16 protein-coding genes are annotated in these 16,581 nt (G+C 41.4%); 7 read left to right on the top strand and 9 right to left on the bottom strand.

The features are described 5' to 3' along the window. The first annotated feature begins 13 nt into the window (after positions 1-13). Positions 14-781, top strand: a complete 768-nt coding sequence (locus HPE56_RS11825; protein ID WP_188243974.1) for a class I SAM-dependent methyltransferase — start codon at positions 14-16, stop codon at positions 779-781. On the opposite strand, the gene HPE56_RS11830 is transcribed toward HPE56_RS11825, so the two are convergent. From HPE56_RS11830 to HPE56_RS11865, 8 genes are all read right to left on the bottom strand, one after another. Further along, positions 778-1,818 carry an FAD:protein FMN transferase gene (locus tag HPE56_RS11830; protein WP_188243975.1) on the bottom strand — a complete coding sequence of 347 codons (1,041 nt, stop codon included), beginning with the start codon at positions 1,816-1,818 and terminating at the stop codon, positions 778-780. The two genes, HPE56_RS11825 and HPE56_RS11830, sit on opposite strands and share 4 nt — an antisense overlap. After that, positions 1,796-2,152, bottom strand: a complete 357-nt coding sequence (locus tag HPE56_RS11835; protein WP_188243976.1) for a Na(+)-translocating NADH-quinone reductase subunit F — start codon at positions 2,150-2,152, stop codon at positions 1,796-1,798. Before HPE56_RS11835 ends, HPE56_RS11830 begins: the two co-directional genes overlap by 23 nt. An 89-nt stretch (positions 2,153-2,241) precedes the next feature. Next, complete coding sequence (gene nqrF, locus HPE56_RS11840; RefSeq protein ID WP_188243977.1) at positions 2,242-3,549, bottom strand: NADH:ubiquinone reductase (Na(+)-transporting) subunit F; 1,308 nt, start codon at positions 3,547-3,549, stop codon at positions 2,242-2,244. A 2-nt stretch (positions 3,550-3,551) separates the two neighbouring features. After that, entirely contained in the window at positions 3,552-4,298 is a 747-nt protein-coding gene (nqrE, locus tag HPE56_RS11845; protein WP_188243978.1) for an NADH:ubiquinone reductase (Na(+)-transporting) subunit E, read from the bottom strand. A 21-nt stretch (positions 4,299-4,319) separates the two neighbouring features. Then, positions 4,320-4,967 carry an NADH:ubiquinone reductase (Na(+)-transporting) subunit D gene (locus HPE56_RS11850; protein WP_109652479.1) on the bottom strand — a complete coding sequence of 216 codons (648 nt, stop codon included), beginning with the start codon at positions 4,965-4,967 and terminating at the stop codon, positions 4,320-4,322. A gap of 1 nt (position 4,968) precedes the next feature. Further along, complete coding sequence (locus HPE56_RS11855) at positions 4,969-5,718, bottom strand: Na(+)-translocating NADH-quinone reductase subunit C (protein ID WP_188243979.1); 750 nt, start codon at positions 5,716-5,718, stop codon at positions 4,969-4,971. 2 nt (positions 5,719-5,720) lie between these two features. Beyond that, the gene (locus tag HPE56_RS11860) at positions 5,721-7,004 is read right to left on the bottom strand and encodes an NADH:ubiquinone reductase (Na(+)-transporting) subunit B (RefSeq protein ID WP_188243980.1); all 1,284 of its coding nucleotides are present in this window, start codon (positions 7,002-7,004) and stop codon (positions 5,721-5,723) included. 3 nt (positions 7,005-7,007) lie between these two features. Further along, on the bottom strand, positions 7,008-8,360 hold the full coding sequence (locus tag HPE56_RS11865; protein WP_188243981.1) for a Na(+)-translocating NADH-quinone reductase subunit A: 1,353 nt from the start codon (positions 8,358-8,360) through the stop codon (positions 7,008-7,010). A gap of 151 nt (positions 8,361-8,511) precedes the next feature. Between HPE56_RS11865 and HPE56_RS11870 the strand changes: the two genes are divergently transcribed. From HPE56_RS11870 to pruA, 4 genes are all read left to right on the top strand, one after another. Further along, positions 8,512-9,756, top strand: a complete 1,245-nt coding sequence (locus HPE56_RS11870) for a type IX secretion system plug protein (protein WP_188243982.1) — start codon at positions 8,512-8,514, stop codon at positions 9,754-9,756. 28 nt (positions 9,757-9,784) lie between these two features. Continuing rightward, positions 9,785-10,918 (top strand): DUF3667 domain-containing protein, encoded by a 1,134-nt coding sequence (locus tag HPE56_RS11875; protein WP_188243983.1) that lies wholly within the window; start codon positions 9,785-9,787, stop codon positions 10,916-10,918. A 1-nt stretch (position 10,919) separates the two neighbouring features. Beyond that, on the top strand, positions 10,920-11,312 hold the full coding sequence (gene apaG, locus HPE56_RS11880; protein ID WP_188243984.1) for a Co2+/Mg2+ efflux protein ApaG: 393 nt from the start codon (positions 10,920-10,922) through the stop codon (positions 11,310-11,312). Positions 11,313-11,393: 81 nt separating this feature from the next. Beyond that, complete coding sequence (gene pruA, locus HPE56_RS11885; protein WP_188243985.1) at positions 11,394-13,022, top strand: L-glutamate gamma-semialdehyde dehydrogenase; 1,629 nt, start codon at positions 11,394-11,396, stop codon at positions 13,020-13,022. A 512-nt stretch (positions 13,023-13,534) separates the two neighbouring features. On the opposite strand, the gene rsmG is transcribed toward pruA, so the two are convergent. Beyond that, on the bottom strand, positions 13,535-14,170 hold the full coding sequence (gene rsmG / locus HPE56_RS11890) for a 16S rRNA (guanine(527)-N(7))-methyltransferase RsmG (protein WP_188243986.1): 636 nt from the start codon (positions 14,168-14,170) through the stop codon (positions 13,535-13,537). A gap of 108 nt (positions 14,171-14,278) precedes the next feature. Between rsmG and HPE56_RS11895 the strand changes: the two genes are divergently transcribed. Both HPE56_RS11895 and HPE56_RS11900 read left to right on the top strand, forming a co-directional pair. Beyond that, complete coding sequence (locus tag HPE56_RS11895; RefSeq protein WP_188243987.1) at positions 14,279-15,382, top strand: fatty acid desaturase family protein; 1,104 nt, start codon at positions 14,279-14,281, stop codon at positions 15,380-15,382. Positions 15,383-15,395: 13 nt separating this feature from the next. Next, a complete protein-coding gene (locus HPE56_RS11900; RefSeq protein ID WP_188243988.1) occupies positions 15,396-16,580 on the top strand; it encodes a pyridoxal phosphate-dependent aminotransferase in 1,185 nt (394 codons plus the stop codon). Position 16,581: the final 1 nt, after the last annotated feature.

Genomic DNA, 16,581 nt, shown 5'->3' on the forward strand with positions numbered 1-16,581 from the left:
GCAGGGATGATACATGAAAAAAGTATTTAAATATTTCCTAAATGCCATTCCAAGACCCTTGCTTATAAAAGTGAGTTACTGGATCAGGCCTGTTATGGCCCTTTGGCTTCGCGGAAATAAATATACCGATCCTATCGACGGTAAACGGTTTAGGACTTTTTTACCTTATGGCTATGAAAGCCCAAGGGACAATGTGCTGTCTCCCTCTACCCTATCCTTGGAACGCCATCGCCTATTGTGGCTGTTTCTACAAAAGGAAACCGATTTTTTTACGGAACACCTGAAAGTATTGCACTTTGCCCCGGAACAGGCCTTTTACAAACGCTTTAGAAACCTGGGGAACCTAGATTACACGACTACGGACCTTAACTCCCCCTTGGCCGATGTTGAAGCCGATATCTGCAATCTACCCTTTGCCGATAACACCTATGATGTCATTCTATGCAACCATGTTTTGGAACATATTCCCGATGACGAAAAAGCGATGCAGGAATTATACCGGGTCCTCAAACCCGGGGGATGGGGAATCTTTCAAATACCACAAGACCTAAACAGGCAACACACCTTTGAGGACGATAGTATTACAGACCGAAAGGAACGGGCCCGAATATTTGGACAATACGATCATGTGCGCATCTATGGCAGGGATTATTTTGACAAACTTCGGAACATAGGATTTGAAGTAAAGGAGGTAGCTTATAACAAAAACCTTTCTCCAGAGGAAATAGACCGGTATCGATTGGCGGCCACTGAAATAATTCCTTTCGTTCGAAAGCCCTAGTCCACAACCAACTTCGTAAAGCCATCGGTCATATACTCCTTGGTTTGCCCCTCTTCATCAAGATAAACGACATAAGCCTCCAATTCCTTCCTTGTAGCCAATATCGCCTTGGTCTTCTCCAAATCCATCGCCATGAAGGCCGTTGCATAAGCATCGGCAACGGCGCATGAATTCGCAAGTACGGTCACACCCAAGGTACTGGCATTCTTCGTATATCCCGTTTTGGGATCAATGGTATGCACATATTTTTTTCCGGTAAGCGAATCAATCCTAAACTTTCGATAGTTTCCTGAAGAGGCCAAGGCCTTATTCTTTAACTGTATCAGGATTTTCAATTTTCGACCCAACCCAATCTGGGGATCATCGATACCAACCACCCAAGGTTTCTGTTTTATTTGATTAATACCTTTCCCAACGAGTTCGCCCCCTACTTCCAAAAGATAATCCTCAATACCCTTTTGGTCCATCATTCTCGCCAATCGGTCAATGGCATACCCTTTGGCTATGGCATTGAAATCCAAATAGGTATTCGCATATTCCTTTTGGATCTTATTGTCAGCTGTTAGATTAACCTTGGGGAGGCCAACATATTGCATCAGGCTATCGACCTTAAGGCTGTCCATCGCCACCTTTTTTCCTGGACCAAAGCCCCAAGCATTAACCATAATACCCACGGTTGGATCAAAATAACCCTCGGTGTGTTCGTAAACTTCCTTTGAGAGCTTAAAAACCTCTTGGAACATAGCGTCAACGGTCACGTCGTCATCCCCTTGATTGATCCTAGAAATATCAGACGTTGGGATATAGGTTGACAACGAATGATTGACAACATTGAAAACCGAATCGATGGCGTGCTGGTAATCCAACTCCCTATCCGCAATATACGTGATGCTATAGGACGTTCCCAAAGCTCCCCCTGCATTGGAATTCTTAACCAAGTTTCTTGGCGTATCGGCACAGGACAGGACAACCATCACCATACACATAACAACACCTACCTTCAATCCTTTTTCTTTAAAATTCAATAAGTCCTTCATAATCGACAATATATTCCTCATTTAAGTATACGGGTAAATTTCGGTCCTTGGCATTGTAGAGTCCAACACCTGCATAGTATAATTTTCCTTTTTGGCTTAGGGCATGGTCTTTCATTCTTTCCATTAAAGCAACATCGTATTTTCGTGGGTCTTGGGGATGCTCCACATTCCGCACCACGATAAAATGAAGTTCCTTATCCTTTAAGCAAACGAATTGGGGATTTTTTTTGGGTTTACTATTCACCCCCATAAACTCATATCCTTCGGCCTGAAGTTGCCTTCCAACGATATTCATGGCCAAATTATGTAATTCCTGTGCACTAAGTGGTTTCATCAACGTTATTCATTAACTAAAAAAACCTGACAGGTCTTGAAGATCTGTCAGGTTTGTAATTTATATTTTAAAAATCAAGATGTCTATCATTATCCACCAAAATCATCAAAGCGGATATTCTCATCTGGGATACCAAAGTCCTCACCCATCTTCTGAACAGCCTTGTTCATCAATGGAGGTCCACAGAAATACAATTCAATATCCTCAGGGGACTCGTGCTTGCTTAAATAATTATCGATCACACAATTATGGATGAACCCGACAAAACCATCACCAGGGGCATCTATGTCCGCCTTAACCTTCCAATTATCCTCTTCCATAGGTTCTGAAAGTGCCAAATAGAATTTGAAGTTCGGGAATTCCTTTTCCAATTCGTAGAAGTGATCCAAGTAGAACAACTCCCTTTTGGAACGACCACCATACCAATAGGTCACTTTACGGTTCGTTTTTAAGGTTTTGAACAGATGGTACAAATGCGAACGCATTGGTGCCATACCTGCCCCACCACCGACATAAAGCATCTCGGCATCGGAATCATTGATAAAGAACTCACCATAAGGTCCTGAAATCACAACCTTATCTCCTTTTTTCCTAGAGAAAATATAAGAGGAAGCAATACCGGGATTAACATTCATCCAACCATTTTGAGATCGATCCCATGGTGGTGTCGCAATACGTACATTCAACATAATCTCCCTACCCTCGGCAGGATAAGAAGCCATGGAATATGCCCTTTCGACAGTCTCTGGATTTTTCATCACCAATGGCCAAAGGTTGAATTTATCCCATTCAGCCTGGAATTTATCCGGAGTCTCATGTTCCTCAGGGTGTGCCGTAATATCTATATCGGCGTATTTGATCTCACAAGGTGGGATTTCAATCTGAATATATCCACCTGCTTTATAATTCATATCCTCAGGAATCTGAACAACGAATTCCTTGATAAAAGAAGCTACGTTGAAATTACGCACAACGGTACCTTCCCACTTCTTAATACCGAACACCTCTTCAGGAATGGTAATCTCCATATCCTGTTTTACTTTTACCTGACAGGCCAAACGTACCCCCTCATTCAATTCCCTTTTTGAGAAATGCGGTGTTTCTGTAGGTAAGGCTTCCCCTCCACCAGACAACACATGGCATTCACACTGAATACAGGTACCCCCACCACCACATGCAGAAGGAAGGAATATTTTTTGGCTGCTTAGTGTCGTTAACAACGAGCCACCTGAACTCACTTTAATCTTTTTCTCCCCGTTTATGGTAATGGTAACCGGACCAGAGGGCGAAAGTTTTTGTTTGGCGAACAATAAAATGGCCACCAAAGCCAATAATAAAATCAGGAACGAGATTACCGTTATTAAAATTGTTCCACCTGTACTTGTAGCTAAAATCATTTTTACTTGTTTATAGCGTCATTATATGAGACCTCTTTTTCATCAATCTCCTCTTTATTCTCTTTTTTCTCTACCTTTTCGATCTTCGCAGCAGTCGTTTTTTCCTCAACAGCAGCCTCTTCATCGCTACCGCCTGTCAACATACCACCAAAACTCTGGAAGCCGATACCCATCAACCCTGTAATGATAAAGGTTATACCAAGGCCCCTTAACGGCGCCGGTACATTTGAGTATCTGATTTTTTCACGTATTGCCGCAATGGCCAAAATAGCCAAGAACCATCCAATACCGGAACTGACACCATAATTAAAGGCCAATCCCAACGTCGCGATCTCTCTGGATTGCATAAACAGGGATCCTCCTAAAATTGCACAGTTTACAGCGATCAACGGTAAGAAGATACCCAGTGAATTGTACAGTGAAGGAGAAAATTTCTCAACCACGATCTCTACCAATTGTACCATAGTCGCGATTGTTGCGATAAACAGAATAAAGGATAAAAAGCTTAGGTTATAATCCGCATATTCAGGTCCCAACCAGGCCAAGGCCCCATCACGAAGCAAATACTGATCCAATAGCCAATTCATGGGTACGGTTACGGCCAAGACGAAAATAACGGCAGCCCCCAAACCTACGGCGGTCGCCACTTTTTTCGATACAGCTAAATAGGAACACATTCCCAAGAATACTGCAAACACCATATTATCGATAAATATGGACTTAAAAAATAATTCTATATGCTCTAACATGTTATTATCTTTAAATGACTATTAGTTGTCTTCTATCAATGCTTTGTTCCTAGACCGTTGTACCCAGATGATGATACCAACAACGATCAAGGCCGCTGGTGGAATGATCATGAATCCGTTATTTTCATATCCAAAGGCATAAAGTCCGGTTTTGTCAATAGGGTTACCCAAAACAGGGAAACCAAATAAAGTGCCCGATCCCAAAAGCTCCCTGAAGAACCCAACGATCACCAAAATAATACCGTACCCGAGGGCATTACCGATACCATCGAGAAAGGACCTCCATGGTCCATTGCCCAAGGCAAAAGCCTCAAAACGCCCCATAATGATACAGTTGGTAATGATCAACCCGACAAATACCGAAAGGGTCTTACTCAATTCGTACGCAAATGCCTTTAATACCTGATCCACAATGATCACCAAGGTCGCAACAACAATAAGTTGAACGATAATCCTGATTTTTGAAGGGATGATATTCCGCAATAAGGATATGGCCACGTTACCCATACCCAGTACAAAGAGTACGGAAACAGCCATTACAACGGACGCCTTTAACTCGGCGGTAATTGCCAAAGCGGAACAGATACCCAATACCTGAATGGTAATAGGGTTATTATCCGCCAAGGGATCCTTAATTAAGTTCGCATCTTTTTTTGAAAGTAGTGCCATATTATTTAACTCTAATCGTTTCTAAATAGTCCTTATAAAGATTTACACTCTCGCTGATCATCGCAGATACCCCATTACCGGTAATGGTAGCTCCAGCAAGTGCGTCTACCTCATTATCGTCCTTAATTTGGTTCAAGGGATCGTTATTGCCCTTCGCCACAGTAATGCCCGCGTACTTTGTTCCGTCGAGAATGGACTCCCCAACAAAATCATCCATAAAATAACGTTGCTTGATATTGGCACCAAGACCAGGTGTTTCACCGGCATGATCGAAATAAACCCCTTGGACCACCATTTGATCATCCAACGCGACAAAACCCCAAATAGCATCCCAAAGTCCTTTACCCCTCATAGGAATGATATAGAATGTTTTCCCATCCTTATCCCCTATGAACAAAGGCAATTTTCTCGTCTTTCCAGCTTTGGCGGCCGTTGACTGCTTTTTAAGATCGATCAAATAAGCCTGATCATCCTTGGTGATCTTATCCCCTTCGATAACCAATTGCTCCTTAATGTATTTTGAAAACTCCCCTGCCACCTTATCGGTAGGCACAAAATCAACACTACCCTCACCGGAATTCTCATTAACCCCCATGGCATATAGTATGTTCTGTTGTTTTTCCAATCGTTTATTCTCTTCGATCTTGCTACTCAAAGAAGACGACACAAAGGCCAAAATGGTACCAACAATAACAACCATAACGGCTGCAAAAATTACCGTGTAACTGTTCTTTTCTGTATTTAATGCCATGATTAAATTGTTTCTGCTTTTAATTCTTCTGCTCTGCTATCTGAATCCTTGGGTAGAATAGTAGCGTTCTTGAATCTTTTTAGACGTTTATTGATATTCGCCTTAACCACATAGTGGTCAATAGTCGGTGCAAATACGTTCATCAGCAATATGGCCAAGAACACACCCTCTGGATAAGCCGGATTGAAAACCCGGATCATCACGGACATAAAACCAATAAAAAAGCCATAAATCCATTTCCCTTTATTCGTTTGCGAACCTGTAACGGGATCGGTAGCCATATAGACAATACCAAAGGCCAAGCCACCAACCAACAGATGCTTCCAGTATTCAAAACTCATTAAACCGTAAAAATTACTGGCCTCTGAAATAACACCCAAATCAACAACCATGTTGAAAATGTAGCCCATAACCAATGAACCGATCACGGCACTCACCATAATTCGCCAGCTGGCTATTTTAGTATATATCAAGAACAACCCCCCCAAAAGAATCAGGAACGTTGAAGTTTCACCTACCGAACCAGGGATAAAACCAAAGAACATATCGGAAATCGAATAATTGAGTTCCGCCAAATGGTTTTGGGCCAAGGCCCCTAAAACGGTTTCCCCAGATATGGCATCGGGTGTTCCCGTTCTTTCCACAGCTTGGTAAACCCAGACTTTGTCACCACTCATCCAAGTAGGATAAGCGAAAAACAAAAATGCCCTTATGGTCAAAGCCGGATTCAGGATATTCATACCTGTTCCGCCAAATACCTCTTTCCCTATAACCACACCAAAGACAACGGCAACAGCCAACATCCAAAGCGGTGTATCGATAGGAACGATCAAAGGCACCAACATCCCGGTAACCAAATACCCTTCTTCAACCTCGTGGCCTTTAATGATCGCGAAAATGAATTCAACAAGTAATCCGACACCATAGGAAACCACGACCAAGGGTAATACCTTGATAATCCCTATCCAAAAATTATCCCATGTAAGGAAGCTTTCCCACAAGGAAAATTCACGGGATACATTGTTCGCCACATCGATGGCAGCATAATATTGATATCCAGCATTGAACATGGAAAACAATAACACCGGAATCAAAGCCATTATCACCATATTCATGGTACGCTTTAAATCATCGGCACCGCGAACATGGGCCCCAGAATGGGTCGTATCATCAGGAGAGAACAAGAAAGTATGGATTGCGTTGAACGCAGGCGCCATTTTCTTATCCCTATAATGATGCTTTAATATGTGCAGTCTTTTCTTAAAGGTCAGTCTTTTATCACTCATCTCTTAGCCTATTTCTTTATATAATAAATCCAATCCCTCACGAATGATCTTTTGGTGGGGCTGCTTGGAAATGCAAATAAATTCAGTTAAAGCAAAATCCTCAGGAGCCACTTCATAAAGCCCCAGTTGTTCCATTTCATCAAGGTCCTTGATCATGCACGCTTTTAGCAATTGCATTGGAAAAATATCCATAGGGAAAACCTCTTCATATTGTCCCGTTACCACAAATGCCCGATGCTCGCCATTCGTATTGGTATTTAGGTCGTATTTCTTTTTGGGGTTTAACCATGAGAATGTCAATGCCCTGGTCGTAGATACTTTATTGAATACCGGTAGTGCCCACCCGAACAATTCATAATCATCCCCTTCCGGAATAGCCGTGACCGTATTATTATAATACCCCAAGTGACCATCCGGTCTACTTTTTGAGCCGGTCAACACATCCCCATTAATCACCCGGAAATTATCATTGTTGACCCCACTACCATATAGGAAGGTGGCTATCTCGGCACCAATTTTGGTAATGAAGTACTTAGGTGTCTTAACCGATGACCCTGCCAAAGCAACAATTCGGTCGGCATTGAACTTACCTGTTAAGAGCAGCTCCCCTATCAAGACCAAATCCTGGGGTGAAACCGTCCAAACCACTTCTCCCTTGTTGATTGGGTCTATTTTATTTATTTGGGTGCCCACCAATCCTGCAGGATGCGGTCCTGAAACCTTATGCAATTCCAATCCACTTAGTCCCGAAAGGGGGGAATTTGAATTGGCCCCTACGGAAACATGTACTGCACCCGGTGTCAATTTACCCAAAGCCGTAATTGCGGCCTGAAGTTCCTTTTCCTTACCCTGTAATACGTAATCACTATTGGCAGCCAAAGGCGCTGTAGTATACCCAGAGATAAAAATCGATTTTGGGTTCGTATCCGGGTTCGCTATGATATCGTAAGGTCTTTGTTTTATAAAAGGCCAACACCCTGTTTTTAACAGATGGGCCTTTATTTGTGACGAAGTCGCCTTGGCGGCATCAAAAGCCCCATGTTCGACAACTGCCTGCGTCTTATCGGCAAGTATTTTGACGGACAGGATTTTTCGCCTCGCCCCACGTTCTATTTCGACTAGCTCACCACTTACCGGCGACACAAACAACATTTCCGGATTGCTTTTATTAAAAAACAACGCTTCACCAGCCTTAACCTCAACACCTTGTTTTACAAGCATTTTGGGTGTGATTCCGTGAAAATCCTCAAGATTTATGGCATAAACGTTACTTAAAACCGCTTTGGCCGTAGTTTGTTCGGCAGCTCCTACCAAGTTAATGTTCAAGCCTTTTCGTATTCTGATGTCTTTAGACATAAATTGTAGACCTTAGGTTAACAAAATTTCGGGCAAAAATAGCACTTAATGGAAAGTAATCATAATTATCTCCTATAAATTTGGGCAATTCATCGATGTAAATTTGTTAGGAATGGTTTTTGTTTACCTTTACTTTAAAATTGAAGCATAAATGCGGTTTTTCATTAAACAATTATTACTTCTACTCTTTACCCCATTTTTATTCGGGCAAATCCAAGAAGAAGTAAGTCCTCCAGACCATATCAGATCCATAGTTTTCAAGGGCGAAAAAGACGACCAATTCCCAGTTGTTCAGATTGGGGAACCCATTTTTTTGCAGTTTGATGACCTAATGGCCAATGAACAGGACTATTATTACAAAATCGTTCATTGCGATTACGACTGGAAACCCTCCCGACTACTAAAATCACAATATTTGGGTGGCATTGACAACCAACGTATATTGGATTACGAAAACAGTTACTCAACCCTACAACCCTATTCCAATTACAGACTGACCATTCCCAATGACAATGTGCGGATGAAAGTTAGCGGCAATTATGTTTTGGAGGTTTACAATGGCAGCAATGAGCTACAGTTTTCAAGAAGATTCGTCGTCTATAAAGATCTGGTCACTGTAGGGGGAACCGTTAAGCGTTCAAGGGATTTCGAGTTTATCAACGAAAAGCAAGTCGTACAGTTCAATGTGAACGCCGGAAGCCTTAGATTGGTAAACCCCAAAAAGGAGGTAAAGATAGCCATCCTTCAAAACTACCATTGGCCTACTGCCCTTTACAATATAGCCCCACAATTTACCATAGGAAACGAACTGGTTTATAAATATGACCAGGAAACCAGCTTTTATGGCGGCAATGAGTATTTCTATTTTGACACCAAGGACCTTAGGGCCCCAAGCTCTGTCATCTCGCGTATAGAGATCGGGGACCTATACAACCACTATCTATTTGCCGATCAATATAGGGCCGATAGACCTTACACCTACTACCCAGACATCAATGGCGACTTCATGATACGCACACTACAAGGCAATGACGCCTCTAGGGAAGCCGAATACACCTTGGTACACTTTAGTCTCCCTTATTCGGAACGCATTGGTCTTGACAATGTTTATGTCTATGGAAAATTCAACAATTACGCCTTAACCCCACAAAATAAGATGACCTATAACAAGGAGAATGGAATGATGGAGGCTGTCTTAAAAATGAAACAGGGGTTTTACAATTATAAATATGTCATTGAGCGTGAAAACGAAGTCATAGAATTGAATACCATTTCCGGTAATTTCCATTTTACCGAAAACACCTATCTAATATTGGTCTATTACCGCAACTTCGGTGACATCTACGATAGCATCATAGGGGTAGGCTCAACCAACTCCCGAAACATCAGTAATTAACGTATATTTATCACCCTGAGTGACAAATATGGACAAAAAATTAATTTCTTTTACCAAGAAAAGGGACCAACAGAAATACAGGGGCACAAGCTGCAAGAATTGCGGACACCCCTTGGATATCAGCGACAAATTCTGTCCCAACTGCTCCCAAGCGAACAGCACAAAAAAAATGACGCTTAGTGACTTTTTCGACGAGTTTTTCGCGAACGTCATTTCGTACGACTCCAAACTTCTCAAGACCCTATCGGCCCTATTGCTGCACCCGGGAAGCATTACCAAGGATTACATCAATGGAAAAAGGGTCTCTTACACCAATCCCTTCCGATTTTTACTCAGCTTGGCGATCATCTATTTTTTGGCCATAAGTTTTAACAGTGATTTTTCAAAATTCGATGACTACGCCCTGGACCAGGATGCTTCTTCCTTCATTGGCGAAAACGGTGGGTTTAATTTGGATTTCGGGGATGACGAACAACAAGAGGAATTGTCCCATGTCATGGATTCGTTAAAATTGGCCGACAATATCCTAAAGATATCCGAGCAAATAAAAAAAAGGGATTCCACCCTACTGAGTCACCCTACACAAAGCTTCAAAACATATGCCGATAGCACTTTTGCCATTCGGTTTTCTGGAAAATACAAGATCACCAGTCTCTTGATCAACAAGAAAAACATAAAATCATACAGTAAATTAATCGAAGAATACCACCTTTCTGACACTTACGAAAACAAGATCGTCTTCAATACAGCGAAGAGTGTAAGCAAGTTTTCCAAGCAACCCGGAAGCTTTTTGAACGAACTTATATCAAAGCTCCCTTTAGCCACTTTCTTCTTTCTTCCCCTCTTTGCCATCTTCATTTGGCTGGTATACATCAGAAAAAGATATACTTATACCGATCATCTCATATTTAGCTTTCACAATCAATCTTTGTTGTTTATCTTGCTCATTATTAGTTTTTTAGTAGACTCCATATTTACCGTGGACAGTGGTTGGATTTTTATTGTCATTTTTTCCATCTATTTATATTGGGCCATGCGGAAATTCTACGGACAAGGAACTTTTAAAACAATCGTTAAATATCTTTTTTTGAACACGATTTTTTTTATTTTAGCAGGCATTTCAGTTATACTGCTGTTCACTGGAAGCTTAATTACATACTAACATGAGGACGATAACACAAGTTACGAAGGGAATAAAGATATCAGTGAACACGAGTTTCGAAGGCACCTTCTTCAAAAATTATAAAATGCATTATGCATTTGGCTATACCATTACCATAGAAAATCAAAGTACGCATTCAGTTCAATTAACTTCGCGACATTGGCAAATTTACGATTCATTGAATGAGATTGAAATGTTGGATGGGGAAGGGGTCATCGGCAAAAAACCGGTCATTAAACCCGGGGAATCCCACACCTATAATTCCGGATGTCTTTTAGCCTCGACCATTGGAGCCATGAAAGGACATTACAATATGATCAATATTGAATCCTCGGAAGAGTTCAGGGTCTACATTCCTACCTTTAAATTCAGCGCTCCCTTTGCCTTGAATTAATTCTTTTTACCAAATATTTAGTTTTTTATCCATTCCCAATTCGGTACCTTTGGTCTGTTTTTCAATTTAAAAGATACAACTATGGGTAAAGGTTTTTTTCAGGTACCAACGGCTATCAATGAGCCAATTAAAAGTTATTCTCCCGGCAGCCCGGAAAGAAAGGAAGTATTGGACCAATATAAAGCATACTTCAATGGCAATGAGGACATTCCTTTCTACATTGGCAACCAAGAAATAAGAACAGGTAACACCAAACCGATTTCACCACCACATGATCATAAGCATATTGTTGGACAATATCATTTGGCGGAAAAGAAACATGTAGACCACGCCATTGAAAATGCCTTGGAATCCAGAAAGGCATGGGCCAATCTAACATGGGAGCAGCGATCTGCAATTTTCATAAAAGCCGCGGAATTGATTGCCGGACCCTATAGGGCCAAAATCAATGCAGCTACCATGATCGCCCAATCCAAAAACATACACCAGGCAGAAATCGATGCCGCCTGCGAACTCATAGATTTCCTTAGATTCAATGTGGAGTATATGTCGCAAATCTATGAAGAACAACCTGATTCCGCGGAAGGTATATGGAACCGTGTTGAATACCGTCCTTTAGAAGGATTTGTTTATGCCATTACCCCGTTCAACTTTACTGCGATTGCAGGTAATTTACCTGCCAGTGCGGCAATGATGGGGAATGTTGTTGTCTGGAAACCCAGTGATAGCCAAATATTTTCGGCAAAGGTAATCGTTGATGTCTTCAAGGAAGCAGGACTCCCTGATGGTGTTATCAATGTAGTATATGGTGATCCCGTCATGATTTCCAAAACCGTTTTGGATAGTGCCGATTTCGCCGGATTACACTTTACCGGTTCCACACATGTTTTTAAAGAACTCTGGAAACAGATAGGAAACAACATACACACCTATAAGACCTACCCAAGAATTGTAGGCGAAACCGGTGGCAAGGATTTCATCTTGGCCCATCCTACCGCAAAACCAAAACAGGTAGCTACGGCAATAACCAGGGGCGCCTTTGAATTCCAAGGTCAAAAATGTAGTGCTGCCTCTAGGGCCTACTTACCAAAATCAACCTCAAAAGAAATCTTGGAGTTGGTTAAGAAAGATGTCCAATCATTCAATAAACCAGGTTCCCCTGAGGATATGACCAATTTTATCACTGCGGTCATACACGAAGGTTCTTTTGACAAATTGGCAAAGTATATTGACCAAGCCAAAGAAGATAAGGATGCCGAAATTGTTGTTGGTGGCAACTATGACAAATCAACGGGTTACTTTATCGAACCTACAGTGATATTGACTACCAACCCGCATTATACCACTATGGAAACCGAATTGTTCGGTCCGGTAATGACCATATACGTTTATGATGATAAGGATTGGTCGGCAACCCTTGACCTGATCGACTCCACATCGGAATATGCTTTAACCGGAGCAGTCTTATCCCAAGACCGTTACGCTATTGACGAAGCCACAAAAGCATTGCAGAATTGTGCCGGTAACTTCTATATCAATGACAAACCAACAGGTGCGGTCGTTGGCCAACAACCTTTTGGTGGCGCCCGAGCTTCAGGAACCAATGACAAGGCGGGATCGGCCCAGAACCTGCTTCGATGGGTATCCCCAAGACTGATCAAAGAGACATTTGTAACCCCAGAAGATTACAGATATCCATTTTTAGGTTAAGCACATAATACCTAATACCTTACACGGCCCCTATTTTCCCATGGAAAGTAGGGGCTTTTTTTTATTTTCAATATACCCACTACGCTAAAGGAACAAACTACAAAACCCTGAATCAAAATATCAACCCCTATTTTCGGGCAGCAAATTCTATTTTTACAAGCCCATGCCATATTGCACTTTTAACGATATTCCCACCCTACATTGAACTGGGTTCAAGAAAAAAAAAAAAGAAGGAGTCCAAATGGCGCTAAAAACCTCCCCAATCACCTTGTTACAAATACTTTAACACCCTTGAATTTGTAATTCAAGCAATTTTTATGTAAATTTAACGTTAACTTAATGTAAAGTTTTAGCATTTAGGAACCTAAAAAGCAAGATTATGAATAAAGACAACAACTCGAACACCCCTATAACCAGTATGTTCACGTACTTGGATAGAGTGCAGAAATATGTGAAGAAATACGCAGAGAACTGCAGATATTCGTTTAATTCAATGTTTCAAATCTAAAGGATCAACCTTTGAATTTCATAGGTAGATAGACTATTTTTTTTGTTTCAAAAAAGTCTTCCGTAAAATAATCGGACAATTCAAAAGTCTGGGCACTTTTATAATTTTTAAGCTCTTCCGCCAAATCACCTCCCTTTAGATAAAGAATCCCGTTACGTCTGTCGTGCACCGATTCCTTTTTTATTTTCCCTTTTACCCAATGTACGAAGGTCGGCATAACGGCCACTGCCCTACTTACTATAAAATCGAACTGTTTATCCAACTCTTCAACCCTGCTATTCACAGGGGTTACATTCTCTAGTTGCAATCCTTCAACAACTTCTTCCACCACCTTGATCTTCTTACCTATTGAATCTACCAAAGTGAATTTCGATTCGGGAAAAAGTATGGCCAAGGGTATTCCCGGAAACCCACCACCGGTACCCACATCCAAGATTTCACTACCGGGTTTGAACATTTGGACCTTAGCAATTCCAAGGGAATGCAAAACATGACGCAAGTACAATTCTTCAATGTCCTTTCGGGAAACCACATTGATTTTCAGGTTCCAATCCTTGTACAAATCTTCGAGCTTTTTAAGCTGATATTGTTGATTATCAGTTAAATTGGGAAAATATTTAAATACTATCTCAGCTTTCATTCTTATCTTTGTATCTTGCAAAAATAGCACATAAAGAATTCCCAATTAACGAAAAGGATATTATTAATCTGCTTTCAATGCCTTATATTTACATAAAGCTTACAACAAATGGATACAAAGACCGTGCGATTCTCAAGAAAGGATTCCGCCCAATTTTTTAAAACTTTAAACAAAAGAGTAAACGAATATTTTAAGGAAAACCATAAGAAAAAAACAGGCGATTGGCGCTTACATTTAAAGACGATCGTCATGTTCGGCCTGTTTCTTACACCTTACTTTTTAATATTGACCTTAGGCCTACCCAATTGGGCGAATGTGCTATTGACGATTGTCATGGGCATAGGAATGGCCGGTGTCGGCATGAACGTGATGCACGATGGTAATCACGGCTCCTATTCCTCCAAAAAATGGATCAATAAGATCATGGGGGGAAGTATTTACATCCTTGCCGGGAATGTATATAATTGGCAGGTTCAACACAATGTATTGCACCACACCTACACGAACATCCCTGAACATGACGAAGATCTGGAAGCAGGCCGCATATTGCGCTTTTCCAAACACGCAGAATGGCGTAAATACCATAAATTCCAACATTTCTATTCTATTTTCCTTTATGGACTCCTAACATTCAATTGGGCCATCACCACTGATTTTCAGCAGATGTACCGTTACATGAAGCGTAAACTTTCATTCGGAAAGCTACCCAGTCCCGTTGTAAATTGGAGCACTTTACTGATCACCAAAGCTATCTATGTGACGATTTGGATTGTGTTGCCTATGCTTATTTTGGACATTGCCTGGTGGAAAATATTAATTGGTTTCTTTATTATGCACTATGTAGCCGGGGTGATCCTCAGTGTTGTCTTCCAATTGGCACATGTTGTCGATGAAGCTGAAACGCCTTTACCTGACGAGAACGGTACAATGAAAAATACCTGGGCGATACACCAATTGTTCACGACCGTGAATTTCGGTACCAAAAACCGTATCGTGAATTGGTTTACAGGAGGTCTTAACCATCAGGTTGAGCACCACATTTTCCCTAACATCAGCCACATACATTACACAAATATTTCGAAAATTGTTAAACAAACAGCAAAAGAATATAATTTACCCTACAACGAATATAAAACTACAAGAAAAGCTATAATTTCGCACTTCAAACATTTGAAGGAATTGGGCAGAAAACCCCAATTACAGATTCAATAAATTTTAGCACTAAATGAACAACCATTTATCTGAGCGAATTAACAATATGGCCACTTCGGCCACATTGGCCATGGCCGCGAAAGCCAGGGAGCTAAGAGGACAAGGCAAAGACATCATTGGATTGAGCTTGGGGGAACCCGATTTCAACATTCCTGATTTCATTAAGGATGCCGCCAAAAAAGCGATTGACGAGAATTACAGTAGTTATTCACCCGTTGATGGCTATGCAGATTTAAAACAGGCCATATCCAACAAATTCAAGAGGGACAACAATCTTGATTATGGGTTAAGTCAAATTGTGGTTTCCACTGGAGCCAAACAGTCCCTGGCGAATATCGCCATGGTCATGTTGAACAAAGGGGACGAGGTTATCCTACCTGCACCCTATTGGGTTAGTTATAGTGATATCGTTAAACTTGCCGAAGGTGTTCCTGTTGAAGTACCTACAAGTATTGATACGGATTTCAAGATGACACCCGAACAACTCGAGGCTGCCATTACCCCAAAAACCAAAATGATGTGGTTCAGCTCACCCTGCAACCCTAGTGGATCGGTTTATAACGAGGAAGAACTGAAAGGTTTGGCCGAGGTTTTGAAAAAACATCCGAATATCTTCGTGGTATCCGATGAAATTTACGAGCACATCAACTTTAGGGGAGGCCATATAAGTATCGCAGGTATTGAAGGTATGTACGATCGTACCATTACCGTAAACGGGGTATCGAAAGCATTTGCCATGACAGGTTGGAGAATCGGGTACATTGGTGCTGCAGAATGGATTGTCAAGGCCTGTACCAAGTTTCAAGGACAAATTACGAGTGGCGCCAATGCCATTGCCCAAAGGGCAACGATTACCGCCTTGGAGGCCCCTGTGAGCAAAATTCAGTTCATGATCGACGAATTTCATAAACGAAGGGATTTGATTCTTGGACTTTTAGGGGAAATCGAAGGTTTCAAACTCAACGTTCCAGAAGGTGCCTTTTATGTATTCCCTGATATTTCCAGCTTCTTTGGCAAAACCTTGAAGGGTACAAAAATCAACAATGCATCTGATTTTGCGTTATACCTGTTGGAAAACGCCAATGTTGCCACCGTAACCGGGGAGGCTTTTGGTAATCCGAACTGTATAAGAATATCCTATGCCGCTTCCGAAAAGGAATTAAGAGAAGCCATTTCGAGAATAAAAGCAGTATTATAAA

It is taken from the genome of Maribacter aquimaris, assembly GCF_014596745.1.
GTDB lineage: Bacteria > Bacteroidota > Bacteroidia > Flavobacteriales > Flavobacteriaceae > Maribacter_A > Maribacter_A aquimaris.

Coding starts and splice junctions, on each gene's coding strand:
- pruA (WP_188243985.1), top strand. CDS start 11,394: ATGGGTAAAGGTTTTTTTCAGGTACCAACGGCTATCAATGAGCCAATT.
- nqrF (WP_188243977.1), bottom strand. CDS start 3,549: ATGATTTTAGCTACAAGTACAGGTGGAACAATTTTAATAACGGTAATC.
- HPE56_RS11855 (WP_188243979.1), bottom strand. CDS start 5,718: ATGGCATTAAATACAGAAAAGAACAGTTACACGGTAATTTTTGCAGCC.
- HPE56_RS11825 (WP_188243974.1), top strand. CDS start 14: ATGAAAAAAGTATTTAAATATTTCCTAAATGCCATTCCAAGACCCTTG.
- HPE56_RS11850 (WP_109652479.1), bottom strand. CDS start 4,967: ATGGCACTACTTTCAAAAAAAGATGCGAACTTAATTAAGGATCCCTTG.
- HPE56_RS11895 (WP_188243987.1), top strand. CDS start 14,279: ATGGATACAAAGACCGTGCGATTCTCAAGAAAGGATTCCGCCCAATTT.
- rsmG (WP_188243986.1), bottom strand. CDS start 14,170: ATGAAAGCTGAGATAGTATTTAAATATTTTCCCAATTTAACTGATAAT.
- nqrE (WP_188243978.1), bottom strand. CDS start 4,298: ATGTTAGAGCATATAGAATTATTTTTTAAGTCCATATTTATCGATAAT.
- HPE56_RS11870 (WP_188243982.1), top strand. CDS start 8,512: ATGCGGTTTTTCATTAAACAATTATTACTTCTACTCTTTACCCCATTT.
- HPE56_RS11835 (WP_188243976.1), bottom strand. CDS start 2,152: ATGAAACCACTTAGTGCACAGGAATTACATAATTTGGCCATGAATATC.
- HPE56_RS11860 (WP_188243980.1), bottom strand. CDS start 7,004: ATGAGTGATAAAAGACTGACCTTTAAGAAAAGACTGCACATATTAAAG.
- HPE56_RS11875 (WP_188243983.1), top strand. CDS start 9,785: ATGGACAAAAAATTAATTTCTTTTACCAAGAAAAGGGACCAACAGAAA.
- HPE56_RS11865 (WP_188243981.1), bottom strand. CDS start 8,360: ATGTCTAAAGACATCAGAATACGAAAAGGCTTGAACATTAACTTGGTA.
- HPE56_RS11900 (WP_188243988.1), top strand. CDS start 15,396: ATGAACAACCATTTATCTGAGCGAATTAACAATATGGCCACTTCGGCC.
- apaG (WP_188243984.1), top strand. CDS start 10,920: ATGAGGACGATAACACAAGTTACGAAGGGAATAAAGATATCAGTGAAC.
- HPE56_RS11830 (WP_188243975.1), bottom strand. CDS start 1,818: ATGAAGGACTTATTGAATTTTAAAGAAAAAGGATTGAAGGTAGGTGTT.